The following is a 25,336-nucleotide window of genomic DNA, read 5'->3' on the forward strand; positions in this document are numbered from 1 at the left end:
TAAATTACGTTAAAAGGAGAATTTATTTTTGGAAAATTATAAAACAATTGCCAAAACTGGCAGTTTCGAAAAGGATATTAAAAAATCACGCTTCATCGCCCACATCGCTCAGACTAACTCTGAGGATGAAGCTAAAGCATTCATTCAAAAAATTCGTGAACAAGAATCTGGTGCAACCCACAACTGTACCGCCTATGTTGTCATGGAAAAGATTAAAACAGAAAGGATGTCCGATGATGGTGAACCCAGTGGTACCGCTGGCTCCCCAATTCTAAACGTCCTACAACAACAAGATCTACTAAATATCTGTGTTGTAGTAACGAGATATTTTGGTGGTATCAAATTGGGCGCTGGTGGCCTGATCAGAGCTTATTCATCAACCACAGCTGAAGCCATCCGAGACATTGGTTTGGTCGAAAATCGAATTCAACAAGGTTTTGAACTGACTATTCCTTATCATCTTTTTGATAAGTTTGAAAATTATGCAAAAAATGAAAAAATCAATTTAGAAAATAAACAATTCGCAGCTGATATCAAATGTGAAATTTTCTTGGATTTAGATACGACTGAACAGACAGTTCAAGATATTAAGGATCTCTTTCAAAACCAAATTACGTTAAAGCAAACTAAAAAAACTTACAAACAAGTTCCAATTGAAGCTAACTAAATTCATATTAATTACCGTTAACATTTCAAAAAAACAGCATCCATAACTTGAGACGTGACTGACTTTTAGTCAAATACGTTCCAGAAATAGATGCTGTTTTTTATTTTGATAAATATCAATCATATTTACCAGTTTGAATTGTAAAAGCAACACTATCATTACCTTTACCTTTGTAATCTTTTTGACCTTCACGCCACATTTGATACATTTCACGATACTTAGCGTAATCAGGATACATATTGTTACGAATTCCTCTAGGAATTGCATCCCAGTCAACAAAATTTATTCTAGAAACATAGATTCCTCGATGCCTAACCATCGCATATGGCTTATCCTTCGGCGGCAATCCTCCGTAAAAAGTCAGAAACATTGAATCTCCAAAAGCATTATCCGTTACCACCATATTCTTAAACGGACTACCCAAAGTCTTTTTAGTTTTAGTCCCGACTTTGATGTAATTAAAATCTGAAGTTTTCGCTGTTTCTTCTGTTGGCAAGGCTGCATAACCTATTTTAGTTTGCAGCAATGGATTGAACCGATCGACGGTAGCATTCTTATACTGATACGTCGAAAGGAAAATGAAACCACCACCAACGAAAATCAAAATAGCAATCACGACGATCAACCATTTCTTGTAAACCTTTTTTAATTTTAAATCCTTATCAATTTTTGCCACTGTTGACACATCCCCTTTTAAAAATTCATCCAAAGAGACATCTAAAATAGAACTCAAATTGATCAATAACGAAATATCTGGATAAGTTCGACCAGTTTCCCAGCTTGAAATTGTTTTATCCGAAACATTTAATTTCAAAGCTAGTTCCCGTTGCGTTAAATCATTTTGCTTACGATACTTCTTCAATTGTTCACTTAACTCCATTTTTCATCTCTCCTCAATTCACATTTAAAAGGAATTTCTACTTACATACTACCTATGTCCTGTAGATAGGCAATAGTTCTGGAGTCTAACAATTGTAGAATCCGAATTTAGACAAAAAAAACAGGCGTTATAACGACGTCTGTTAGTTTTTCTTTTCTAATCGTTTGATAAATTTTTGAATTGCCCGCAATAGTGGCTGGCGATTATCACCTAAGAGTCCAATCGATTCGATGAATAATTCCAAACCAATTAAAACCCCTATCGTCAATAAAATACTGCCCCACAAAGTTGATAGTGGATATAACAGTGAAATAAAAGCAAAGACTAATGATAATCCATAAATAACTAAAACAGTTTGACGATGTGACAAGCCTAGTTGCATTAACCGGTGATGCAAATGATGTTTATCAGCTTGCATGATCGGTTTCTTGTTTAATAACCGTCTCAAAATCGCATAGACAGTATCAGTGATTGGCACACCCATGATGACTACCGGCATCAACAAGGTAACGAAAGTAACGTTTTTCAAACCTTTCAGTGAGAAAACAGCCATCATAAAGCCAATGAATAATGAACCCGTATCACCTAAAAAGATGCTAGCAGGGTGAAAGTTATGCGGTAAGAAACCTACTAAAGCAAAAACTAAAGCAAAAATCCAAATTGCAACATAAACATTGGTTAGGTTTAGGAAGAAGTATGCCATCACGCCCATGGTAAATAGCGCAATAATCGAAACTCCTGTTGCCAAACCATCCAAACCATCAATCAAATTAACCGCATTAGTAATCGCAATAATCCAAATAATCGTAATCGGCAAACTCCACCAACCTAATTCAAATGAACCAATAATTGGTAAAGTAACCTCATTCATTCTAATTCCAGCAAGGAAGTAAATGACTAACGAAGCCGCAAAAATACCAGCTAATTTAGCTTTTGGTGATAGTTCACGGATATCATCAATGATTCCTGTTAAGACAATAATACACTCAGCCAAAAAGACACTAAACAATTCGTGCGTTGGGAATTGTTCACGCAGCAAAGCAAACGTAGCAAAATTAAATGCAATAAAAATAGCCAAACCACCCATTGTAGGCATTGGCTTGATATTGACACGCCTTGCATTTGGTTTATCAACTGCACCTAAAATATAGGCTAACTTTACTACGAAAGGAGTTATGATGGCCGATATAATCATCGTTAAAAATAATTTTACTATTACACTAAACATACCCGACATTTTTGAAAAACTCACTTTCCATTAATAGAACAATTATACAATACCAAATCCCCAAACAAAAAGGAAATTAAAAAAGAGCGCATCTTACGATACACCCCTCTTATTTAGCCAATTCTACTTTTCTAATTTCACGAACAACTGTAACTTTAATGTGACCAGGATACTCAAGATTCTGTTCAATTTCCCCTTTAATATCACGAGCTAAGATTGCAGCTTGATCATCAGAAATCTCTTCTGGTTTGACCATGACACGAATCTCATGACCAGCCTGAATAGCATAACAGTGATCAACGCCATCATGCTTATTGGCAATTTCTTCAAGTTTTTCTAGTCGATGGATATAATTTTCCATCGATTCTGACCTTGCACCTGGACGTGCAGCCGAAATTGCATCAGCAGTCGCAACAATTGTTGCAATAAATGACGTTGGTTCTACATCCTCATGATGTGAAGCAATCGTATTGATGACTACTTCTGGTTCTTTGTATTTAGTAGCGATATCAACCCCTATTTCAACGTGTGAACCATCAACCTCACGATCGATAGCCTTGCCGATATCGTGTAATAAACCTGCTCGTTTTGCTAACATAACATCTTCACCCATTTCAGCAGCCATTACAGCGGATAATTTAGCTACTTCGATTGAGTGACTTAAAACATTTTGACCGTAACTTGTACGATATTGCATACGTCCAATAATCTTGATCAAATCAGGATTAATTGAACTGATACCTAAACTATAAATGGTCTGTTCACCAATTTCACGGATGTGATCATCCATTTCTTTACGAGCTTTATCAACCATCTCTTCAATTCTAGCTGGATGAATTCGCCCATCTTCAATCAATTTCTCAAGTGCCATTCGAGCAATTTCTCTTCTGACAGGGTCAAAAGCACTCAAAGCGACTGCTTCAGGAGTATCATCAATAATCAAATCTACCCCCGTCAAAGCCTCAATTGTCCGAATATTTCTACCTTCACGACCAATGATTCTCCCCTTCATGTCCTCATTAGGCAAGGTAACAGTCGTAACGGTATTTTCGGAAACCGTATCGGCGGCACTTCTTTGAATAGCTGCAACAATCAATTCTTTTGCGTCTTTTTCAACGTGTTGCTTAGCTTGTTCTTCACTTTCTTTAATCATTTTGGCACGCTCATGTACCAATTCTTTGTTCAACTTACCAAGAATAATTTTTCTTGCTTGTTCACGTGTTAAGTTACTTACTCTTACCAGCTCCGCTTGCTGTTCATTAAGAGTTTCAGTCAATTGTTTATCTTCTTCACTAAGTTTATGTTGTCGTGCTGAAATATCATTCTCATTCTTCTCGATATTTTCCTCACGCTTTTCAAGCGATTGGTCTTTTTTATCCAAAATGTCTTGTCTTTCGAGAATGCGATTTTCTTGTTTCTGAATGTCTTTACGACGTTCCTTCAATTCATCTTCTTGTTTCTCACGATATTGATGAATTTCATCTTTGGCTTCAAGAAGCGTTTCCTTTTTCAAGGATTTAGCGGCTTTCTTTGCGTCCGAAACAATATCTTCAGCAGTTTGTTTAGCTTGTGAAAGTTTCTTTTCGTAAGCATCTTTACAGAGAGCATATCCGAATAGTATACCTACGATCAATGTTACTAGAGCGAAAGAGAAGGTTATGATAGCTGGATACACGCTATCACCTCCATATTTGCTTTTTTAAAAAGATTTGTTTGTAAAATTATTGTTACAAATTATTTACATACAACTTAATATTATAGAATAAATATAGCCTGTCAACCAAGTAAAAAGAAAAAAAGAGACTTATTCAGTCTCTTTTTTATTAGAATCAGGAATTAAATCAATATTTTCGCTCTTTTTTTCAGTAGATCTTAAATCTTTTTTATCTTTTGAATCTGCTTTGTCAACTGACTTATCATCTGAATCTGACTTATCAGCATCTTCTTTTTTACCATCCATGCCGTATGCGTCACGGACCTTTTTCTTGATTTCTTCCATCTTGTCAGGATTCTCAGCTAAATAAGTTTTAGCATTTTCACGACCTTGACCAATTCTTTCATCACCGTATGAGTACCATGAGCCACTCTTGTCGATAATATCTTTATCAACCGCCATGTCAACTAACTCACCAGTTTGAGAAATACCTTTACCATACATGATGTCAACCAAAGCAACTTTAAATGGTGGAGCCACCTTGTTTTTAACTACTTTAATTTTAGTTCTATTACCAATAACATCAGAACCATCTTTAATTTGTTCAGCACGACGGACTTCTAGTCTAATTGTTGAATAAAATTTCAAAGCGCGTCCACCAGGAGTAGTTTCAGGATTTCCAAACATGATGCCGACTTTTTCACGGATTTGGTTGATAAACAAAGCAATTGTCTTGGTCTTATTAATTGAACCAGATAACTTTCTGAGGGCTTGAGACATTAATCTAGCTTGTAGACCAACGTGAGCATCACCCATTTCACCTTCAATTTCAGCACGCGGAACTAAAGCTGCAACTGAATCGACAACCACAATGTCGACCGCACCACTGGAAACCAAAGCGTCTGCAATTTCCAAACCTTGTTCACCAGTATCTGGTTGAGAAAGTAATAGATCGTCGATATTAACACCTAGTGCCTTAGCATACTCAGGATCCATAGCATTTTCGGCATCAATATAAGCGGCTGTTCCACCTTGTTTTTGCACTTCAGCAACAGCGTGTAAAGCAACTGTAGTTTTACCAGAACTTTCTGGACCATAGATTTCGACAATTCTTCCACGAGGAAATCCACCAACACCTAGCGCATTGTCTAAGGCTAGTGAACCTGTTGAAACTGTTGAGATTTGAGTGTTTAAATCATCACCCATTCTCATAATGGCACCCTTACCAAAATCCTTTTCAATCTTCTTTAAGGCTACATCTAGAGCCTTTTGACGTTCATCTTTAGCCAAATTCTTTCCTCCTAATGCATTCATCACTAAGTATATTATTAGTAATTCACCAAAAAAGCAAGAAAAAAGCGAACAAATGTTTGTTCGTTATAAAATTTTCCAAATGAGAGCAAATCCACAGAGAACTGATTTTAGACGAATAGCTTGTCTAGAGCCTGTAAAATGAAATTCTTGAACATTTTTTTGTTGTTTCTTACGATTCGTAGCGCCAATAAAAACAGTTCCAACAGGATTTCCTTCTAGTGAATCTGGTCCTGCCACACCAGTAAAGCCCAGTCCTAAATCTGCCGATAATTTTTCAGCAGACAATTTAGACATAGCTTCTGCAACAGGCGCACTCACCACAGTATATTGCTCAATAAGCTCAGGATTCATCCCTAGAAGGTCTATCTTGACCGAATCAGCATAAGTGACAAAGCCACCGTCAAAGACATTAGAGGCCCCCGGAACGGATGCTAAAGTCGCCTGAAATAATCCAGCAGTTAAACTCTCCGCAGCAGTTAACTTTAAATGCTTCTCTTTCAACAAATTAACCGTTTCAGTTGAAAAATCCTGCCATTTTGCTGGGACTCCGTTTTCGAAATCAGTTGTTTCAACATTTTTTAAAATATTGTTTGCTTCATCCATTGCTCTCACTTCCAAATTACGTATTATCTTTTGAAAATATCTCTAGCTTGGTAGAAATAATCAGCACCTGAGTAAATCGTAAAGATCAAACAGATGTATAAGAAAATTTGTCCAATTGGAATATTGATAGCTGAGAAGAAAATATTATGCATCAATAAGAAAATAATTGCCAACATTTGAGTAGTAGTTTTAATCTTACCAGGCATTTGAGCAGCCATGACCTTGCCACCCTCTTCTAAGACGATCGTTCTCAAACCAGTGACAGCCAATTCACGACAAACAATGATTGCAACGACCCAAGCTGGAGCCATTTTGAAACTTACTAGAAAAATAAAAGCTGTCATAACGAGCATTTTATCTGCCAACGTATCAGCAAACTTACCGAAATTAGTTACCAAATGATGTTTTCTGGCAATCTTTCCATCTGCTAAATCTGTCAATGATGCTGCAATAAAGACTACAGTTGCAAAGACGTGACTCATAGGAATCAAATCTCCTAAAACGAATAGGTCTCCCCAATCAGACCAATCAAAGGCAAGTAAAATAATAAATACCGGTATTAAAAAAATTCGAATCATGGTTAATTTGTTAGGTAAATTCCAAACCATTAAAATATCCTCCAAAAAAATGTGTTTTTACAAAATAATGGTGCCTACCATAAATAGATTAGACACCATTAGTTTATTTTTCAACATTAAAAGTAAGTGTTCTGACAATTGAACTGTTATCACTGCTACTCAAGTCTAAAGACTTACCATTAATAGTAATAGTTGTGTTATTAACATTACCAGTTTGAATCTTGAAACTAGTCGTATCAGCTGGAACAGTCGTTTCTTTCTTTTCGTCTGCACTAAGAGCTTGTTGCCAAGTAGTGTTTGAACCTTCAGTAAATTGGATCCAAGCTTGACCATTCTTTGCAGCAACTTCAACCTTCAAACCATCTGTCGGCATATTCTTAACGGTATATGTATCAGCGGTATCTGTAGATGTGACACTAACTGTCTTCGTTGCTGTTTTCTTAGTTTCCTTCTTAGCTGTAGTAGTTTTCTTAGCTTTTTTAGTCTTTTTCTTCGTCGTTTGTTCCGTATTATCTTTAGGAATTGTCACACTAGAAGTACTTTGACTACGATGAATCATCCCAAAAGCAATTACACCAATAATCACTAAAATAACGATTCCGACTACGATTTGAGGAATATAATTTCCCAAATTAGAGAAGAAAGAATTTGATTCTTCCTTGATCGTACGAGTCTTCGTTTCTTGTGGTGCTGCTTCTTGCTTAGGTTGTGAATTAGGAATATCAGCTTTATATTCCTCTAACAAGTCATCGCTTGAAATTCCAACAGCATCTGAATACTGTTTGATAAACGCTCTGACATAAAAGTCACCTGGAAGATGATCAAATTGACCTTCTTCGATTGCGATTAAATATCTCTTTTGTATTTTTGTGATTTGTTGTAAATCATCAATTGTGTAGCCCTTTTTGATACGGGCATTTCTTAACTTTTGGCCAATTTCGTCCATTATTTACCACCGATTAACTAATTTTTCTAAGTATAACATAAATTATTATCTAACTACCAACGACTACAACAACCAACCACCGGCGAAATAAATCGTCTGTCCAGTTAAATAATTTGATTTGATATTGACTAGATAACTGACTAAATCAGCTATTTCATCGGGATCTGCCAACCGATCAGCTGGTATTTCCTCTTTAACACTTTCTAAATCTTCACTACTGAATTCTTGTGTATTCATCTTAGTGTTAACAGCCCCAGGAGCTACGACATTAACTGATAAACCTAATGAGGCAACTTCTTTAGCATATGCATCTGCAAATGAAGACATAGCTCCCTTAACAGTACTGTAAACTACTTCCATTGCCGAACCAACTTTACCATAAATTGAACCGATAAAGACGATTCGACCGTGATGAGTTTTTGCTAACTTGTCTTGTAATTGCTGCAAGATCAAAATCGGCAACTTAACATGAATTTTCCACAGTGCATCGATTTCTTCTTCAGAAATATCCACCAACAACTTATAGTAAGTATTTCCTTGTGCAAAAACAACTGCATCTAATCCAAAAATTTGTTGTGTCAACTTATCTACAGAATCATTTTCCATGTCGAATTGAATCGGAATGAAATCCTGATGAGGATAATTTTGTGTCAGTTCCTTTGTTAACTTTTCAATTCGATCAACATTATGATTGTAATGTAAATAAAGCGACCAACCCTTTTGGGCTAAATTTTTGGCCGTGCTGGTACCAATATCACCAGAACTACCCATAATTAATGCGTACATAGCTTACTTCCTATTTGGTAATAAATTGTAGTAGGTACTATTGTCATCTTTTAAAAACTTCTTTGAAACTTCTAACAAGTCATCTTTTTGAATCGAATTGATCATTGCAACTAATTGCAAGTAATCAACATCGTAAAAATTCAATTCCGCCATTTGATTGGCAATTGCTTCAGGTGAATTTTGAGCAAATAAGTACGCTCCGATTGCATCACGTTTAATACGTTCAAATTTTTCATCCGATAAGACTTTGACTAATGATTCATAAGATAAGTGATTATGAAGATATTCTTGAAATTGTTCAGAATTATTAGTAGACCCACTAATAATGATAAAACAATAGTTGTTTTCTGCAACCACATTATAAGAAAAACTGTCATCAATTATCTTTAAATTATTCATTTCTTGATAGTTAGGTGAAGATTCACCAATCAAAGTTTCCATGATCATATTCATGATAAATTGGTGTCGGACTAATTCATAGCCGCTCAAATCGCTGTCAATTCGAATTCCATAAGCTGATCGAGCTTGCGTGATATCCATATATTCTTGACCACCAGACCCAATTTTTTCAAATTGATTCAAATTTTTTTGAACTGGTGCACCATTACTTTGAAAATTAGAATTTTGAACAATATTTTCAATTTTTTCAAAATCAACATCACCGACAATGACTAAATCCATATTATCCGGCCGATAATTATTTTGATAAGTCTCTAATAGATTTTCGCGGTTAATTTGCTGCAAGGACTGGCTACTGCCCGCAATATCTTCAGCAATCGGATCATTCGGATAAAGTTGCGCCAAAATTTTTTGTTCCAAAACAAACTCAGGCATATCCAAATACATTTGAATTTCTTGATCAATAATTCCTCGTTCTGATGCAACATTTTCAGCTGTAAAATGTGGGTTTTGAATCAAATCAAGTAAAACTTTCAAATTTTCATAAGGTTTTTCTAGTGTTTGAAACAAGTAAGCTGTCTTTGTGTAACTAGTGTAGGCGTTTGAATTAGCACCGAATTTAGCAAATTTCTCAGAAATATCATATCCTGGTTTAGCAAATAATTTATGTTCAATAAAGTGTGCAATTCCAGCAGGCAACTGTTTGTCGTTTTGCCAAGTATCAACAGAGCCAAAATTTGTCATTGCAACGCCATAAACTTGATTAAATCCGGTTAAAGGTACTACTGATATTTGAAAGCCATTCGGTAATTTTGTAACGTGATTTTCCAATCTTTGTGTCATATTAGTCTCCAATCAATTGATACTGAGCAATTGCATGCATGTTTTCTGCTACAACAGCGACCTGTTCTCGATCAAGATCATTTAATTCTTGTTCAAATTGTTCATCATCCAAAAGAGTCTTTGGATAGACTGTCTCCCAAATTCCTCGCATGATGTAATGCTGAATCGTATCACTAGAAATTTTACGTTGCGTCAACATAACTTTCTGAGCATGTCTAATTTGCTCATTGGTGACCTTGCCGTCTTTGATGTAGGCAATTTGCTCATTGATCAAATGTAGTGCTTTTTCAATCGAATTGGCATCTAATCCTGCTTGAATGGTGACTAAATGACTGAGTGGTTGATAAGTACTAGAAACTGAATAAGCTAAGCTGTTTTTCTCACGAACTTGTAAGAACAGCTGTGATTGGTCATCTCCACCTAAAATCAAATTCATAATCTGTGGAGCTAACCGATTAACTCCCTTGGTAAGACTGGTTTCGTAAGCCAAACCAATTCGACTTTGATTCAATCGCTTATGTTCAATTTCACTGGCTGGCTGTTTGATTAAATCATCAAAGTTGCTGAAAGAAATTTGTAAATCATTGCGATCACCCTTCAAAGCTTGGGTAAAAATACTTTGGTTGATATCTTCTAGAAAATTATTTTCATCAACGTTACCAACCACATTAATTATGACCGCATCATTAGCGATCACATCTTTATAAATATCTAACAATTGTTCGTTTGTGATATGTTCCAATTGATCAATATCACCAAAAATTGGAACTTGACGATCGGGGTCATTTTTATAAATCAACTTGATTAGTCCTAAAGCGCTAACTAGATCTTGATTATCCTGAATCGACACCAAATTAGACATTAAATTTCTTTTTTCAGTTGAGAAAGCAGTCTCATCAAAATAACCATTTTTCAGATTAGGTTTAAAAATAATTTCTCCTAATAGATCCAAGTTATCTTTAATTTGAGTCTGTGAACCAATTAAAAAACTAGGATCAGCGAATTCAACGCTAAAAGCCAAATCATTAAAATTCAATAAATTACGAGTATAGACGTTGATTTCTGAACCATACAAATCCATTTCCCGGTCATTTATCGCTTGAAAACTAGGATAGTTTTGTGTCGAATTAGACAAGACGTTTGCCAACAGGCGGCGACCAGTCGTCTCATCTTTTTTCAAAGGTCGCAAAAAATCGACCTGAATTTTAATCGTTCGAAATTTTTTAATTGGATTGATATTTAAAAAGACATTCTTTGCTAGTATTTGTTTCATTTTTCACCTAATTTTTTCTCATTGTTTCGAGTTGTTCTTCAGTTATTAAGACTTTGCGCGGTTTACTACCTTCACTCGGTCCGACGATTCCCTTTTCTTCCATCTGATCGACCATTCGAGCAGCTCGGTTATAACCAATTTGGAATCTTCTTTGTAACATTGAGACACTGGCCGATTGCTGTTTAACAATTAAATCAACGGCATCATCCCAGTATTCATCATTTGGTTTATCACCGCTGCCACTAGCCGAACCCTCATCAACATCGGTTGGAATCATATCTTCATCGTACTCAGCTTCTTGTTGATTGCTTACAAAATTAACTACATTTTCAACTTCTGATTCCGAAATATAAGCTCCTTGTAAACGAACCGGCTTACTCTTACCAATTGGTTGAAAGAGCATATCGCCTCGACCTAATAATTTTTCTGCCCCGACTGAATCAAGGATTGTTCGGGAGTCGACCCCACTGGACACCGCAAAAGCGATTCGCGAAGGAATATTGGCCTTAATCAAACCAGTAATGACATCAACTGATGGACGCTGTGTAGCAATAATGATATGTAAACCGGCCGCACGAGCCATCTGAGCTAAACGGACAATCGCAGCTTCGACTTCATGACCTGCTACCATCATCAAATCAGATAACTCATCGACAATAACGACGATATAAGGAAGGCGTTCCATTTTATCTTCCTCATCAGCCGTTTCATTAAACTTATCAACATCAGCGTTATACTCACCAATGTTACGGTGACTGGTATCTGCGAAAAGTTTATAACGCCGTTCCATTTCTTTAACTGCTTTTTGCAACGCTCCAGCAGCTCTTCTGGCATCAGTTACAACGGGAATCAACAAATGTGGTATACCGTTATAAACATTCAATTCAACCATTTTAGGATCAATCAAAATCAATTTAACTTCACTCGGTTTAGCCTTCATTAAAATTCCGGTAATAATCGTATTGATTGCAACAGATTTACCACTACCAGTCGATCCAGCAATTAATAAATGGGGCATTTTCGTGATATCTGCTTCAATAATATTCCCCGAAACTTCCTTTCCTAAAGGCACTACAAGCGGATGCGTTTTATCTTTTTGATTTTCAGTAATGTCTCTAAAGGAAACGGTTGAAATGGTTTGATTAGGAACCTCGATCCCAACAAAAGACTTACCAGGTATTGGTGCTTCAATACGAATATCTTTAGCTGCAAGTGCTAAGGCCAAATCATCAGCTAAGTTAACGATCTTACTTACTTTAACTCCGACAGCAGGCTGGACTTCATACTTAGTGATAGTTGGTCCTAAACTAGCTTTCTTAACTTCAACATCAACTCCAAAACTCTTGAAGGTCTGCTTTAACTTATCTTTATTTTCATCGATCAATTTGACTTCTGCACTTTGATCGGTTTGTGGAACTTGTTTCAATAAATCAACGCTGGGTAACTGATAATCACTGTCATCAGTTGCCTTGGTGCTGACTGGGTCAGGTAAATCTTTATCCTTAGTTCCGTCGATTCCATAAGGCTTAGAAACAACTTCGGCTTTATTCTCTTCAGCCTTTAATTCTGGAGCCTTAGGCATATCGATATGAAACTCTGAATCCTCTTCTTTAGGACTCTCACTTTTCTTAGCAAAACTATTAACATCCTTGAACTTATCATCGTCACGCTCGACTTTTGGCGAAATTGGACTTGGTTTCTCCGCTTTTGTCGTAGCACGCGTTTCCACGTAATTACTATATCCACCACTGAGTGAATCCTTGATTTTAATTAGTAAATGCTTAAATGAAACCAACACATTAGTTGTCACAATTGAGACTTGTTTCATCGTTACGTTGAACAACATTAAAATACCAATAAAAATTAATAACGCCGTTACAAAATACGTTCCAACAGTTGAAAACATTGGCATGAAGAAGCTATAAATATATGAGCCTATCATCCCTCCACCAACTGAATTATCAACTGATACTTGAGTCATTTCAGTAGCTAAAGTATTCCAAGTTACTAAATTATAATTATGGTACAACGACATATTAGAGAAAAATATGCCATGCAGAATAACTAAGGTACCCAAATATACAAATAACAAACCAAAATTACGTTTGGGTGTCATCATCGGTATTCTACCCGTTGCGATAATGAATGCTGCAACAAAAATACTAATGATCAATAAAACAGGATAACTGTCACCAACAAAAATTCGATAAATATTGTCAAAAGTTTTTCCAACAATACCGAATTTGAATAATCCTAAAACTGACAGTAATATCCACACGAGACTGACTAGTGATCTAATCAATCGGGAATTATTCGTTGTTGTTTTTCTCTTTCTAGGCTTTGTAGTTGCCTTTTTTCTTGCCATAAATACCTCACACGATCCTTAAAGTAATCATCTAAAATTATACCTTTTTTGAAGCTCAAAAAAAACAGCCCAGCTGGACTGTTTAACTTTCCTCTTGCTTAGCGAAAAATTCCGTCCTCCGCAACAAACTCAATTTTGGCTGGAACAATGTGGGCACGACATTTGAACCAAATCGAGTTTGTTGCTCCGGACTAAATAACGGTTCTATGATTTTTTTATTATCCATCTGATTATAACCAACAGATTTCCACATCACAGAACTTTTATAGAAGACTCCTACCAATACTAACAAGATTTTAGAAAGGATTCTATTTATCTGATTTTTTCTCTTTTGATTTTAATTCTTTTAAAGCGTCATTTGGTTCGATTTTAATATCTTTATTGAAATTCAATGAAAATCCTTGATTCAAGGCGACGCTTGTTACTTGATATGTCAAAGTTTCAATATACTCAACTACTGGGCGTGACAGTTGTTGAACATCTTTGGCTTCTAAATCTTGAATTTCACCATGGAAACCAACTGGTTGAACAACTTGGCCGATTAAACCTGAAACTTTGAATGGAGCATTTTCGGGATGGATTTCAAATGGTACGACGATTTGTAAAATCTTACCTTTGTCTTCATTCAACGGTTGACCATTCTCATCCTTAAATTCGGGATGTTCAATATTGATATTTAATTCAGTCTTAGGATCAGCACTCGTTGATTCAACGTCATAATGAAATCCTTGAACATTTACAGCACCCTTGATTATTTTCATAATTTTTTCTCCTAATCTAATTTATCATTTTCGTAATGGTGACTTAACTCTAAACCTGCGAATTTTTGTTGACGAACGGCTTCATAAAGGACTAAAGCTACACTATTTGATAAATTCAAAGCACGAATATTATCGCTCATAGGAATTCTCAAACATTTTTCAGGATTACGACGCATGAAATCTTCTGGTAATCCGGTTGTTTCTTTACCAAATAAGAAATAATGATCTTTTGATGTGTCAGAATAATCTTGATCACTGTATACCTTATTAGAAAATTTAGTAATTAAGTATAGATAATTGTCATCTGGAATTGAATCAAGAAAATCATTCAAATCATCATGATAAGTGATATCTACTTTATCCCAATAATCAAGTCCAGCTCGCTTCATGTGAGCATCATCAGTATTGAAACCTAGTGGACGAATTAAGTGCAATTTAGTGTTAGTACCTGCACAAGTTCTAGCAATATTCCCAGTATTAGCTGGCATTAGTGGCTCATATAGTGCAACGTGATTAGTCATTTTTCTTCTCCCTTTTTAACAAAAAAGCGCATACCCTCGGTGAAAACCACAGCAAGGACATGCGCTAGTAAAGCCTGATATTTATTTGCTTTTGTCAAAACTTCTTCTGAGAAAAACAAATAACTGCAAACTCAGTAAGTATTATATCCGACATATCCGGTATAGACAATAGAAATTTGAATTATTCGTGAATTTTTTTAGTAGTTTCCGTTTCTTTTGCCTCATTTTGATCATTATCGTCATACCAATTTGAATTACGTTTAAACCAATTGAAAATTCTTACAACAATAATTTTTAAAATGGCAAAAATTGGAATTCCGGCGACCATCCCGATCAAACCGTACATTCCCGCTGAAACTAGTAAAACTAAAATCGTTGTAACGGGATGCATTTGCATCTTATTTCCGACAATAATCGGTGAAATAACACGTGTTTCAACTGTTTGTTCAACTACAAAAACAATAATAACTTTTACGACCATTGATGGTGCAATAAAAGCCGCAATTACTAATGACGGAATCAGTGCCAAAGTAGAACCGATATAAGGAATCAAATTCAAAATGCCGGCAACAATTCCTAGTACTAGTGCATATCGTTGGCCAATAATCAAATAACCCACGAAAAACATGACTGCTACCCAAAAGGCGACTGTCAATTGGCCAGTAATATAAGAACTCAAGGCCTGACTGATTTCTGAAAGTGTGTCACCAACTGATTGTTTGATTCTATTAGGCATCACTTTTACAACTGATTGTTTAAATTTTTTATCATCTTTCAACATAAAAAATAAAATGAATGGTGCCGTCATGATGATAACTACAACGTTAGTAAGTACCCCCACTGCCGATCCGATATTATTGACCGTTCGTGGCAGAATTTGATTCATTGATTTTTCAAAACTTTTGGTAATACTTTCATTGGTATTTGCCAGTCGATCCCGAATAACATGCAATTTGGGATCAGAAAACATATTTTGTAAACTTTCATTTAGCGAATGCCAATACTGCGGCCAATTTTTAATCAGTGATTGAATTTGTTCTTGGACAAATGGTATTAGGGACATCACGCCCCAAATCAGAAGTGCCAAAATAATAATGAATACAAACGTGATTGAGATAATTCGATTAATATGAAACTTACTTTCCAAAACATTGATCAACGGATTAATCAAATAAAACAACACCAATGCTAGAATTACCGGTGGCATCGTGATTCCCAAGATTTGATTAATTGGATCAAAAACAAAACTCACTTTGGAAAAAAGATAAATAATCAAAAATACTAAGAAAATATTAAGCAAAATCACCGTCAATTGATTGTTTAGAAACCATTGGTAAAACCAACTTTTTCTCTTTTCTGGTGTTTCTTTCATAAAAGTACTCCCCAAAAATTTTCTATAAAGAATATACTATATACTATACAATGTTTGGAGGTTTTTGTAATGTTTGAAAAGGTTCTCTTTAGTGGATACACAAAAAAAGATGGTAAGGGTGTTTACTCTGCCGAACTAAATTCAGAAAATGGCGAATTGTCAACGCCAAAAGTTTTACTTGAGCTTAACGGCCCAACTTATATTGATGTAACAAATGATATGAAATTGATTGCTTTGGCTAAGAAAGATAATCGTGGTGGTATTGTTGTTTATGATATTAACGGTGACGAGCCAAAATTATTGGATGAAGATTTCTCAGAAGAAACTTCTCCTTCATATGTAAAATTTGATGCCTCACGTAATTTAATTTTCAGTGCTTATTTCCATTTGAGTAAAGTAAAGATTGATCATCTAACTGATGATGGTAAGATTGAACACTACTCAGAGGTTAAATTTGAAGGCCATGGCCCTCGAGTTGAACAAGACCAATCAAAGCCTCACTTTAGTGCTTTGACTCCCGATGGCAAGTTGATCATTTGTGATTACGGTGCTGACCGCATCTATATTTATGATATTTCTGATCCAAAGAATCCAGAACTCATGAATAATTACATTGCACCAAGTGGTTACGCTCCAAGACATTTGGTTTTCAATCCAACAAAACCTTATGTTTACGTTGCTTGCGAATTGTCATCAAAAGTTCTAGTTATGGAATATGATGCTAAAACTGCTGGCTTAACCTTAGTTGATGAAGTTGAAGCTGCTAAGGATGAACAAAAGAATACTACTGCTGCCATTAGAATCACTAAAGACGGTAAGTTCTTATATGTTTCAACTCGTGGTGCAAATACAATTGCCTTGTTTAGCGTCAGTGAAGATGGATCACGTTTGAAGAAAATCACTACAACATCTACCGACGGTAAAGGTCCGCGTGATTTCGATCTTGATCCTTCAGAAAAATACTTGGTCGCTGCTAACCAAGATTCTGACAACATCACTATTTTCAAACGCAACGAGAAAAAAGGAATTTTGACTAGTTTGGAAAATAATATTTCCATTCCTGAGTGTGTATGTGTACACTTTATTTAGTTCCAAAATTAGTCAGGAGAATAATTAATTATTATGTTCATTGAAATCATTAAAACTATTATCCTTGGAATCATCGAAGGTTTTACTGAATTTCTACCGATCAGTTCAACTGGTCACTTGTATTTAGCTGATGAATTCATCAAATTAAAGGAATCCACAGCCTTTATCAACATGTTTATGGTAGTTATTCAATTTGGAGCAATTTTGGCGGTTATACTCATCTACTTCCACAAATTGAATCCATTTTCGCCTAAAAAGGACAGTCACCAAAAGAAACAAACTTGGGATATTTGGTTCAAAGTTATACTCGCCATCATCCCTTCTGTCGTAATTGGTCTACCCTTAAATGATTGGATGGATGCTCATCTAACGAGTTGGCAAGTCATTTCAGCCACTCTATTGATCTACGGTATTCTTTTCATCGTGGTCGAGAATTGGTTGAAAGATAAAACTCCGCAGACAGCCGATTTAGATAGTTTATCTTATAAAACTGCCTTTCAAATTGGACTTTTCCAAGTGCTCTCTTTAGTTCCTGGTACTTCACGTTCCGGAGCAACTATTTTAGGTGGTATGACGGTCGGAACCTCTAGATTCGTTGCCACAGAATTTTCTTTCTTTCTAGCTATTCCAACGATGTTCGGTGCTAGTTTATTGAAAATTGTTAAGTTCTTTGCTAAAGGTAATACTTTCTCAGGAGATCAATTGATTATTCTCCTGATTGGTACATTCGTTTCATTTATTGTGGCTTATGCCTCAATCAAGTTCTTACTTGACTATATCAAACGTAATGACTTCAAAGCCTTCGGTTGGTATAGAATCATCTTAGCTATCATTGTGATTGCTTACTTTGGTATTAAAACTATGATAAATTAACAAAATCTGTGATAATCATAATGATTATCACAGATTTTTATTTCCAAACATTATTAGTGTTGTAACCGCTATCCATTTTGTTAGAATGGACTTATCAAATATCAAAAAAGAGGTTGATTATTATTTTTAAAGAAGTCGCAGTTGAAAATTTCACTAAAATTCCCCTAGCCGTTGCTAAAGGTGCCAACCGGATCGAATTAAACGACAATCTAGCTGTCGGTGGTACAACTGTCAGCCATGGTGTATTACAAGAGGCTACTAAATATCTGCAAGAAAAATCTATTCCCGTGGTCGAAATGATTCGTCCTCGTGGTGGCAATTTTGTTTACAACGATTTAGAGATCAAAATGATGGAAGCTGACTTGTTCGAGGCCCAAAAATTAGGTGTTGACGCTGTTACTTTCGGTGCTTTGACAAGTGATGGGGCAATCGATGAAGATGCCATGGAACAACTGATTGCCGCATCTAGTGGCATGCAAGTAGTTTTCCACATGGCTTTTGATGCTCTAGCAGAAGATAACAAAAAAGACGCTATCGATTGGTTAGTTGATCACGATGTCGACCGCATCTTAACCCATGGTGGCCCATTGACAACAGATATCAACGATACCTTAGAAAATATTAAAAAATACATTGACTACGCTGATGGTAGAATCACGATTTTACCTGGAGGCGGAGTTAACTTTAAGAACTGCGATGCCATCGCTGAAAAACTTGGTGTCAAAGAAGTTCATGGTACAAAAGTAATCGACGGAATTAACAATTAATTTACAAAATAAAACAGCACCTATTCTTAACGCACACAAGACTAATAATAGTCAACTGTACCCTACGAATAGATGCTGTTATTTTTTTGTTCCAGCTCAAATTGATTGCAAAAAGCACCATTCAGACTCTAACAAAATACTGCATAAACATTCCGGCAATACTAAAGTAAATCAAAACACTAGTTAAATCACTTAAAGTTGAGATAAAAGGTCCACTAGCCACGGCGGGATCAAAGCCAAAACTAGACATCAACATTGGAATCAAACTTCCGGCTAAGTTAGCAACAGTAATGGCAGCACACATGGCTAGACCGATTACCATCCCTAGCACAAAATTATGTTTCCAAATACCAACTAGTAACATGACCGAGACCCCAGTTACTAAACCAGTCACAAAACCAGTAATTAACTCTTTACCAATTAATTTTAAAAATTCATGACGATCAATTTCTTCAACTGCTAGTCGCCTAACTGCCACGGCCAAACTTTGTGTACCCGCATTACCGGCCGTACCAGTAATAGTTGAAATAAAGACCGCTAAAATACTAGCCTCTGCTAATAAACTCTCATAATGATTGATCAAAGTCGCTGTGATCATACTCAAAAGTAACAACGTAATCAACCAAGGCAAACGTTTGGAAGCTGACTTAAATGGTCCGTCATTATTGGCTTCATCCATACTAACACCGGCCAAACCTGAGTAATCTTGTTGAGCTTCATCATCAATAACTTCAATGACATCATCAACTGTAACAATTCCGACTAATTTATTTGAGTGATCAACAACGGGAACGGCTAAGAATTCATAATCTCTGAAAACTTGAGCAACTTCAGCCTGTTCAGCATCGACGTTCACCGTTATAACGTCACTATTCATTTTTTCACCAAGAGTATCGTTGTCATCTAGCATGATCAAATCACGCAAGGACATCACTCCAACAAGGTCTTCATGATTATCTAAAACGTATAGGTAGTAAATCGTTTCAGCCGTTTCAGCAAATTTTTTCAAAGCCTTAATTGCCGTTGCTGCAGTTTCTTGCTCATTAAACTGAACATAGTCGGTCGTCATAATACCACCGGCAGTTTCTGTATCGTAATGCAACAAACCGCGCAAATTATTAGCATCGTTACGTGGCATCAATTCTAAAAACTTATCCACATCAACTTTATCCAAATGTTCCAAAACATCAGCCGCATTATCATCATACATATCATTCAACATTTTTGAAGCGTATTCCAAATCCATTTCCTTTAGTAAATCAGGAATCGCTGGATTGTCATCTTCAATCGTATCAAACATATCACCCATTTCATCGGGCTCTAAAATTGAATAAAGGGTAATGCGTTCCTCTTTATTCAAAGTGAGATAGAACGTACTTTGATCATAGAAATGCATATCTAGATAGGTTTTTCGGAACCTTTTTTTATCATCACTATCAAGATATTTCTTTAACTGTTCAAATTTTTCTTGCAGTCTTTTTTCATTTTCATCCATTTCTCTCACCCCTCAACGCACCCTTTAAGACTACCATATCTTCTGGCAATGGCGCCTTTAAATTTAACAACTCTTTTGTTACCGGATGAACTATTCTTAAATTAAAACAATGTAACGCCTGTCGCTTAATTCGTGAATCTGTTTTCTTACTGTACATCTCATCCCCAATGATTGGATGACCAACCGCTGACAGATGAACTCTAATTTGATGAGTTCGCCCTGTTAATAGCTTCAATTCAACTAAACTGCCTCCCGAATAGACCGCCTTAGTTCGATAAATGGTCTGTGAAGCTTTGCCTTTTTGGTGGTCAATCGCCCGCAAATAAAAGGCGGTCGGATCAATACCGATCGGCAAGTCAATCAATCCAGTTGGCGGTGTCAGTTGACCATAAATCATTGCTAAATAAAATTTTTGAAAATCATCTGTATGTAAAATCTGATCCAATAGTGAATGAGCATACGACGTTTTAGCAAAAACCATCAATCCTGAAGTATCTCGATCTAAACGCGTAACTAAATGAATCGAACTATTTTCATGATTCTTTATCAGATAAGCCTTCACCAAATTTGCCATCGTTTTACTTGATTTAGCTTTTGCTGGTAAACTGGCTATTCCTGGTGGCTTATTGACTACCAACAAATATTCATCTTCAAAAATAACATCAATTTTACCAGCCATTGGTTCAATCAAATCCGATGGTTCTTCACTACTCAATACTACTAATAATTCATCCCCTGTTTTCAAACGAAAATTGAAATGACGATGCTTGTGGTTAACAAAAATCAATCCGCCTTTATTTTTCAAATTGTGCAATTGACTAGAAGAGAATTTATGTTGCACTAAAAATTTGCGGACAGTCTTTTTGTCAGTATCCTTGAGAATGAATTTTAAAAAGCGATTAGTCGTTTTCATTTTGTGCTAAAAAGGCAGTCTCTACTCTAGTCCAGAAGTGACGATGACGATATTGTGCAAACTGGGCACGTTGATAATGTAATTTGATGGTAATTTTTTTAACATTACGTAATTTAGTATTGATTCCATCACAACTGATCACGTAATCATCAGCTACTTGTGGATAAAGGTCGACTTGTTGATTGTGTGGGACGATAATTGGCGAAGAAATTGTCCGATAAACGCGATTGTTGATCGAAGCAATTTCAATCATTTGAAAAACACTAATCTTAGGGTGAATTAAGGCTCCACCAATTGATTTAGAATAAGCCGTCGAACCAGTAGGGGTAGAAAAACAGAGTCCATCCCCACGAAAACTTTCAAAAAATTCCTTATCCAAATCGACTCTTGTTTTCATTGTCAAAGAAGACAAACGACGTACAACAGTTTCGTTGATTGCCACACCATGGAAAAGTGAACCTTCCTTATTTTCAACTGCAACGTCTAAAACTGGATAACTCGTTGACGGGATATTGTCTTGACATTCAATAATTCGATTGGCTAATTCATCGATTTCAGTATCCATCCAATCAGAATAAAAACCTAGATGTCCCGTATGTAAAGCTAAAAATTTAACTTTATCCAGTCTGGCAGCATAAGCATGAAAAGTGCTCAAAAGCGTGCCATCACCACCGACACTGATCACCAATTGAGGATTTCTTCTATCCAAAATCAAACCAGCATCCAATAAACGACTACGTAATTTATTAGCAGCAGCTACTGATTGTTCTTTGTTATTATTATTGATCCATAATTTCATTTTTTATTTTGCTCCGTTGGACTATTCAGATCTCGTTTTCGATCCGTAAAATATTGTTGTGCATCTTGAATTTCTTCACGTATTTTCGACATTTCCTCATCAAGCATAAATGAGGCTTCGGCAGCTCGCTTCAAACGTTCATTAATTTCTTCAGGAAAATCGCCTTTATATTTATAATTCAGTGAATGTTCAATTGTTGACCAAAAGTTCATCGCTAAAGTTCGAATTTGAATTTCAGCTAAAATATTGATTTGGCCTTGAGAAGTTTGAATTGGATATTCAATTACAACGTGATAAGAACGATAACCACTCGGTTTACTATTAGCAATGTAATCACGCTCTTCGATCACTTGCATGTCTTCACGAATATGTAGTAACTTGGCAACCTCATAAATATCTTCAACAAATTGACATTGAATTCTGATTCCAGCAATATCTTGCATATCTTGCTTCAACAAATCTTCAGAAATAAATCGACGGCGCATTTTTTCCTTAATACTATCGACTGTTTTTACACGCCCCGTCACAAACTCAATCGGTGAATGTTCATTCTTTTCTAGAAACTCTTTACGTAAATTTCTAAACTTAATTTTTAATTCATCAACCGCCTGTGAATAAGGTATCAAAAATTCATTCCATTTAATTTCTGACATAATAACCTCGCTTTAATATTAATATATCGTAAATATCTAAAAGAATCATCTAAATCCAAATAATAGCTGTCATGAGTTTAATATTTTACCTTTTTGTAAATTGTTGGTAGAATGACAATGCAATAGAGATGGAGGGAAACATAATGTGGGAAGTATTCTTATATATTAATCCCTTATGTTCGTACTGCTTACGTGTGGAACAAAGCATCATTGATTTTACTCGTAAACACGACATTGACACACAATATCACTTTGTTACAAATTATAATATGGCAACAATCAACGATTACATTCAAATGAAGGGATTCAAACTTTCGGATATTGAGGAACGAAACAAAGCATCCCAAGAAGTAGTAGAAGCTGCGAAACTTTACAAAGCTGCTTCTTGTCAAGGCAACAAGAAAGCTCGTAACTTTTTAATGAACCTACAAGAACAAGTAAACATTTTGAATAATCCCTTTGATGATACCACTATCAGACGCGCAATTAACAACAGCGGCCTTGATTACAAAGCAATTATGACAGACAAAGAGAGTCAATGTGTCGAACAAGGATTAAAACATGATCAACAATTATCTATGGAAATGAATGTCCAAAAGGCACCAACAGCCGTTATCTTCGACTGCGAAAATGAGGATAAACCTGGTGTTATGATCAATGACTTCGGCAATTGTACCAATACTGAGGAAATCAATCGTAATATCAACGCGATGTTAGAAAGAGAACTTCCAAAGAGTGTTTCAAATAAATACGTTACTTCAGGAACTGTTATCAGTTTAGATAAATTTAGACATTAATAGTATTTAGATGTTGTCTTCTGCAACAAACTAAATAAGTAATTTTATTGTTTTATCCGATTTAACTCAAAATAAAGAAGCTTACTAATGAAAATGAAATTCGTTGGTAGAGCTTCTTTTTTTGTTCCATAATCTAATTATACAAATCTGATTTCTTTATCCTCAAAGACGGTTGCAACAACAATTGAGTTTTTTCTCCACAGCGCCGTTGCCAAGCTGGTGTTTTATAGATTGGGGCTTCCGCAAGAAAGTTTTGATCCAATAAAAATTCTTCAACCGTCTGTTGATTATTTAAGTAAAATCTCATTTTAATTTTTTGTGATTTAGCATCCAACTTGTGGCGTAATTTCCCAATCAAATACTCGTTCATTTTAATTTCCACAGTTTCTGGTTTTTGAGGATGAAAGACAAATAATTGAAATAAATTATCTTTTTGAAAATACTTCTTTTGATAATAAATTTTATTGAATGGCCCTAAAAAATAAATATGATGATATAAAATCAAACGATTCTGATTCGAATCTAACATCAGAATGAAGTAGCCAAACATTTGACTATAATTGATAAATTTCAAATGCTCCTTAGTCAATTTTCGATTCAAATAATGACCACCTAGGACCCAAATACTTTTCAAGTTAAGTGTTTGATAACCTTCAATTCGGTCGTTTAACGTCTTAGCATTGATGCGAGCACATTGATATTCAAATACCGTTTGATTCATTAAAATATCTGGTCGCTGTTGAATACTTGGTAAATAAAATTCTTCAAGTAATTTTTTTGGTTTCAAAAGTTTTAACAAGGAAATTAATATTTGCTTACCTTGCAAATGGATATCACGCTCATTAATTTCATTATTATTTTTATTTTTGTGTCGGAAATATTTACGTGAAGCTGTCGTAATCAATTTAACTTTTTGATGACAATCACAACAATAATAATCCATTTGGGAGTTAGCTTCTTTGGCAACAATTAAACTTCCTGACTCATTCAAAGCTGCATACATTTTTACCACCTCAGTAAAAATTACGCAAAAAAAAATCAACCCGCAGGCTGATTTCTATTTTCCAAAATAATATCTTGTTAATTCTAAAGCTGTCTTCTTCATGATTTCTTTACCATATTCTGAGAGAACAGCCGCAGTAACTTTCGTCTTAAAACTATATTCACTTAGCAATGCCAAAACATCACTATAACTCATCTCGTGCATTTCATCTGTGAATAAAATCAATTGTAAATAATACTTGTCTTTGTATTCCCAAAGATTGGAGATACCACTTTCCAAGTGTAGTAAATCAGCCAATTGGACATAGTCCTCAAAGTCCTTAAATTCAACAATAATTGTTTTCGTAGGTGTATCCGGGTCGTTCAGATATGGTGCGGTGTCACTATCATATTCTTCCGTGCCCATTTTTGCCTCATTATTATGATTATTAACGACTGAACCTTGTAGCCCATTTAATGGCAATGAACCTGTACCCTCAGAATCATCACTCTTACTGATCAACAATTCCAAACCTTCTTTGTTTGGCATTATTTGGAAAGTAACAGGTTCATTATTCGTAAAGACATGATCCTTATCAACTTCATCCAAAATACTGTAGAAGAACGTTTCAATTTGCTTTTTATTACCCAACAAATCTAGGACTGTTACCCCTCGTTCTTGTAAATCTTCTGTACTAAGAATGACTCTGATTGTATTCTCATTAAGTCGATCCATTTCCATCATAGTCACCTCAATTCTGTATCTACATTCTAACAGT

The 25,336-nt window shown here is 35.5% G+C and carries 25 protein-coding genes; 5 read left to right on the forward strand and 20 right to left on the reverse strand.

Annotated features, from left to right (window positions below; genetic code table 11):
- Nucleotides 1–28 precede the first annotated feature (28 nt).
- A complete protein-coding gene (locus tag U8521_RS06545) occupies nt 29–667 on the forward strand; it encodes a YigZ family protein (RefSeq protein WP_334352240.1) in 639 nt (212 codons plus the stop codon).
- A gap of 115 nt (nt 668–782) precedes the next feature.
- Here U8521_RS06545 and U8521_RS06550 read toward each other — a convergent pair whose 3' ends face one another.
- The 14 genes from U8521_RS06550 to U8521_RS06615 form a co-directional block, all read right to left on the reverse strand.
- Complete coding sequence (locus tag U8521_RS06550) at nt 783–1,547, reverse strand: helix-turn-helix transcriptional regulator (protein WP_334352241.1); 765 nt, start codon at nt 1,545–1,547, stop codon at nt 783–785.
- A gap of 142 nt (nt 1,548–1,689) precedes the next feature.
- Complete coding sequence (locus U8521_RS06555) at nt 1,690–2,775, reverse strand: glycosyltransferase family 4 protein (protein WP_334332400.1); 1,086 nt, start codon at nt 2,773–2,775, stop codon at nt 1,690–1,692.
- A 109-nt stretch (nt 2,776–2,884) separates the two neighbouring features.
- The gene (rny, locus tag U8521_RS06560; RefSeq protein WP_334352242.1) at nt 2,885–4,450 is read right to left on the reverse strand and encodes a ribonuclease Y; all 1,566 of its coding nucleotides are present in this window, start codon (nt 4,448–4,450) and stop codon (nt 2,885–2,887) included.
- A 129-nt stretch (nt 4,451–4,579) separates the two neighbouring features.
- The gene (gene recA, locus U8521_RS06565; RefSeq protein ID WP_442886132.1) at nt 4,580–5,719 is read right to left on the reverse strand and encodes a recombinase RecA; all 1,140 of its coding nucleotides are present in this window, start codon (nt 5,717–5,719) and stop codon (nt 4,580–4,582) included.
- Nucleotides 5,720–5,806: 87 nt separating this feature from the next.
- Nucleotides 5,807–6,346, reverse strand: a complete 540-nt coding sequence (locus tag U8521_RS06570; protein WP_334352244.1) for a CinA family protein — start codon at nt 6,344–6,346, stop codon at nt 5,807–5,809.
- Between the two features lie 23 nt (nt 6,347–6,369).
- On the reverse strand, nt 6,370–6,954 hold the full coding sequence (gene pgsA / locus U8521_RS06575) for a CDP-diacylglycerol--glycerol-3-phosphate 3-phosphatidyltransferase (RefSeq protein WP_135371125.1): 585 nt from the start codon (nt 6,952–6,954) through the stop codon (nt 6,370–6,372).
- A 73-nt stretch (nt 6,955–7,027) separates the two neighbouring features.
- Nucleotides 7,028–7,870, reverse strand: a complete 843-nt coding sequence (locus tag U8521_RS06580) for a helix-turn-helix domain-containing protein (protein WP_334332342.1) — start codon at nt 7,868–7,870, stop codon at nt 7,028–7,030.
- Between the two features lie 63 nt (nt 7,871–7,933).
- Nucleotides 7,934–8,656, reverse strand: coding sequence for an elongation factor P 5-aminopentanone reductase (gene ymfI / locus U8521_RS06585; RefSeq protein ID WP_334332341.1), 723 nt, complete (start codon nt 8,654–8,656; stop codon nt 7,934–7,936).
- Between the two features lie 3 nt (nt 8,657–8,659).
- On the reverse strand, nt 8,660–9,898 hold the full coding sequence (yfmH, locus tag U8521_RS06590; RefSeq protein WP_334332340.1) for an EF-P 5-aminopentanol modification-associated protein YfmH: 1,239 nt from the start codon (nt 9,896–9,898) through the stop codon (nt 8,660–8,662).
- Between the two features lies 1 nt (nt 9,899).
- A complete protein-coding gene (yfmF, locus tag U8521_RS06595; protein ID WP_334332339.1) occupies nt 9,900–11,171 on the reverse strand; it encodes an EF-P 5-aminopentanol modification-associated protein YfmF in 1,272 nt (423 codons plus the stop codon).
- Between the two features lie 7 nt (nt 11,172–11,178).
- The gene (locus tag U8521_RS06600) at nt 11,179–13,536 is read right to left on the reverse strand and encodes a DNA translocase FtsK (protein WP_334352245.1); all 2,358 of its coding nucleotides are present in this window, start codon (nt 13,534–13,536) and stop codon (nt 11,179–11,181) included.
- A gap of 308 nt (nt 13,537–13,844) precedes the next feature.
- Nucleotides 13,845–14,297, reverse strand: coding sequence for a DUF1149 family protein (locus U8521_RS06605; RefSeq protein WP_334352246.1), 453 nt, complete (start codon nt 14,295–14,297; stop codon nt 13,845–13,847).
- An 11-nt stretch (nt 14,298–14,308) separates the two neighbouring features.
- A complete protein-coding gene (trmL, locus tag U8521_RS06610; RefSeq protein WP_334332336.1) occupies nt 14,309–14,818 on the reverse strand; it encodes a tRNA (uridine(34)/cytosine(34)/5-carboxymethylaminomethyluridine(34)-2'-O)-methyltransferase TrmL in 510 nt (169 codons plus the stop codon).
- Nucleotides 14,819–14,999: 181 nt separating this feature from the next.
- Complete coding sequence (locus U8521_RS06615; protein ID WP_334352247.1) at nt 15,000–16,190, reverse strand: AI-2E family transporter; 1,191 nt, start codon at nt 16,188–16,190, stop codon at nt 15,000–15,002.
- 69 nt (nt 16,191–16,259) lie between these two features.
- Between U8521_RS06615 and U8521_RS06620 the strand changes: the two genes are divergently transcribed.
- The 3 genes from U8521_RS06620 (at nt 16,260) to U8521_RS06630 (ending at nt 18,919) form a co-directional block, all read left to right on the forward strand.
- On the forward strand, nt 16,260–17,279 hold the full coding sequence (locus tag U8521_RS06620) for a lactonase family protein (RefSeq protein WP_334352248.1): 1,020 nt from the start codon (nt 16,260–16,262) through the stop codon (nt 17,277–17,279).
- 33 nt (nt 17,280–17,312) lie between these two features.
- On the forward strand, nt 17,313–18,152 hold the full coding sequence (locus U8521_RS06625) for an undecaprenyl-diphosphate phosphatase (protein ID WP_334352249.1): 840 nt from the start codon (nt 17,313–17,315) through the stop codon (nt 18,150–18,152).
- A gap of 122 nt (nt 18,153–18,274) precedes the next feature.
- The gene (locus U8521_RS06630) at nt 18,275–18,919 is read left to right on the forward strand and encodes a copper homeostasis protein CutC (protein WP_334352280.1); all 645 of its coding nucleotides are present in this window, start codon (nt 18,275–18,277) and stop codon (nt 18,917–18,919) included.
- A 121-nt stretch (nt 18,920–19,040) separates the two neighbouring features.
- Here U8521_RS06630 and mgtE read toward each other — a convergent pair whose 3' ends face one another.
- Genes mgtE through yjbM form a run of 4 tightly spaced genes read right to left on the reverse strand, consistent with a single transcriptional unit; the run spans nt 19,041 to nt 22,779 of the window.
- Complete coding sequence (gene mgtE / locus U8521_RS06635) at nt 19,041–20,414, reverse strand: magnesium transporter (protein ID WP_334352250.1); 1,374 nt, start codon at nt 20,412–20,414, stop codon at nt 19,041–19,043.
- Entirely contained in the window at nt 20,407–21,327 is a 921-nt protein-coding gene (locus tag U8521_RS06640) for an RluA family pseudouridine synthase (RefSeq protein WP_334352251.1), read from the reverse strand. Before U8521_RS06640 ends, mgtE begins: the two co-directional genes overlap by 8 nt.
- On the reverse strand, nt 21,314–22,126 hold the full coding sequence (locus tag U8521_RS06645) for an NAD kinase (RefSeq protein ID WP_334332330.1): 813 nt from the start codon (nt 22,124–22,126) through the stop codon (nt 21,314–21,316). The genes U8521_RS06640 and U8521_RS06645 overlap by 14 nt, the downstream gene beginning before the upstream one ends.
- A complete protein-coding gene (yjbM, locus tag U8521_RS06650) occupies nt 22,123–22,779 on the reverse strand; it encodes a GTP diphosphokinase (RefSeq protein ID WP_334332329.1) in 657 nt (218 codons plus the stop codon). Before yjbM ends, U8521_RS06645 begins: the two co-directional genes overlap by 4 nt.
- A 143-nt stretch (nt 22,780–22,922) precedes the next feature.
- On the opposite strand from yjbM, the gene U8521_RS06655 reads away from it, so the two are divergent.
- Nucleotides 22,923–23,576 carry a DsbA family protein gene (locus tag U8521_RS06655; protein WP_334352253.1) on the forward strand — a complete coding sequence of 218 codons (654 nt, stop codon included), beginning with the start codon at nt 22,923–22,925 and terminating at the stop codon, nt 23,574–23,576.
- Nucleotides 23,577–23,709: 133 nt separating this feature from the next.
- Here U8521_RS06655 and U8521_RS06660 read toward each other — a convergent pair whose 3' ends face one another.
- Both U8521_RS06660 and U8521_RS06665 read right to left on the reverse strand, forming a co-directional pair.
- The gene (locus tag U8521_RS06660; protein ID WP_334352254.1) at nt 23,710–24,579 is read right to left on the reverse strand and encodes a competence protein CoiA family protein; all 870 of its coding nucleotides are present in this window, start codon (nt 24,577–24,579) and stop codon (nt 23,710–23,712) included.
- A 54-nt stretch (nt 24,580–24,633) separates the two neighbouring features.
- A complete protein-coding gene (locus tag U8521_RS06665; RefSeq protein WP_334332398.1) occupies nt 24,634–25,299 on the reverse strand; it encodes an adaptor protein MecA in 666 nt (221 codons plus the stop codon).
- Nucleotides 25,300–25,336 lie beyond the last annotated feature (37 nt).

Source organism: Companilactobacillus miaonis, assembly GCF_036913615.1.
Lineage (GTDB): Bacteria > Bacillota > Bacilli > Lactobacillales > Lactobacillaceae > Companilactobacillus.

Excerpts from the sequence above, each read along its gene's own strand:
- U8521_RS06555 (WP_334332400.1), bottom strand. The coding sequence starts at position 2,775 with ATGTTTAGTGTAATAGTAAAATTATTTTTAACGATGATTATATCGGCC.
- U8521_RS06665 (WP_334332398.1), bottom strand. The coding sequence starts at position 25,299 with ATGGAAATGGATCGACTTAATGAGAATACAATCAGAGTCATTCTTAGT.
- U8521_RS06600 (WP_334352245.1), bottom strand. The coding sequence starts at position 13,536 with ATGGCAAGAAAAAAGGCAACTACAAAGCCTAGAAAGAGAAAAACAACA.
- pgsA (WP_135371125.1), bottom strand. The coding sequence starts at position 6,954 with ATGGTTTGGAATTTACCTAACAAATTAACCATGATTCGAATTTTTTTA.
- U8521_RS06550 (WP_334352241.1), bottom strand. The coding sequence starts at position 1,547 with ATGGAGTTAAGTGAACAATTGAAGAAGTATCGTAAGCAAAATGATTTA.
- yfmF (WP_334332339.1), bottom strand. The coding sequence starts at position 11,171 with ATGAAACAAATACTAGCAAAGAATGTCTTTTTAAATATCAATCCAATT.
- yfmH (WP_334332340.1), bottom strand. The coding sequence starts at position 9,898 with ATGACACAAAGATTGGAAAATCACGTTACAAAATTACCGAATGGCTTT.
- trmL (WP_334332336.1), bottom strand. The coding sequence starts at position 14,818 with ATGACTAATCACGTTGCACTATATGAGCCACTAATGCCAGCTAATACT.
- U8521_RS06640 (WP_334352251.1), bottom strand. The coding sequence starts at position 21,327 with ATGAAAACGACTAATCGCTTTTTAAAATTCATTCTCAAGGATACTGAC.
- U8521_RS06620 (WP_334352248.1), top strand. The coding sequence starts at position 16,260 with ATGTTTGAAAAGGTTCTCTTTAGTGGATACACAAAAAAAGATGGTAAG.
- U8521_RS06645 (WP_334332330.1), bottom strand. The coding sequence starts at position 22,126 with ATGAAATTATGGATCAATAATAATAACAAAGAACAATCAGTAGCTGCT.
- U8521_RS06655 (WP_334352253.1), top strand. The coding sequence starts at position 22,923 with ATGTGGGAAGTATTCTTATATATTAATCCCTTATGTTCGTACTGCTTA.
- U8521_RS06615 (WP_334352247.1), bottom strand. The coding sequence starts at position 16,190 with ATGAAAGAAACACCAGAAAAGAGAAAAAGTTGGTTTTACCAATGGTTT.
- ymfI (WP_334332341.1), bottom strand. The coding sequence starts at position 8,656 with ATGTACGCATTAATTATGGGTAGTTCTGGTGATATTGGTACCAGCACG.
- U8521_RS06660 (WP_334352254.1), bottom strand. The coding sequence starts at position 24,579 with ATGTATGCAGCTTTGAATGAGTCAGGAAGTTTAATTGTTGCCAAAGAA.
- yjbM (WP_334332329.1), bottom strand. The coding sequence starts at position 22,779 with ATGTCAGAAATTAAATGGAATGAATTTTTGATACCTTATTCACAGGCG.
- U8521_RS06625 (WP_334352249.1), top strand. The coding sequence starts at position 17,313 with ATGTTCATTGAAATCATTAAAACTATTATCCTTGGAATCATCGAAGGT.
- U8521_RS06580 (WP_334332342.1), bottom strand. The coding sequence starts at position 7,870 with ATGGACGAAATTGGCCAAAAGTTAAGAAATGCCCGTATCAAAAAGGGC.
- U8521_RS06570 (WP_334352244.1), bottom strand. The coding sequence starts at position 6,346 with ATGGATGAAGCAAACAATATTTTAAAAAATGTTGAAACAACTGATTTC.
- U8521_RS06605 (WP_334352246.1), bottom strand. The coding sequence starts at position 14,297 with ATGAAAATAATCAAGGGTGCTGTAAATGTTCAAGGATTTCATTATGAC.
- mgtE (WP_334352250.1), bottom strand. The coding sequence starts at position 20,414 with ATGGATGAAAATGAAAAAAGACTGCAAGAAAAATTTGAACAGTTAAAG.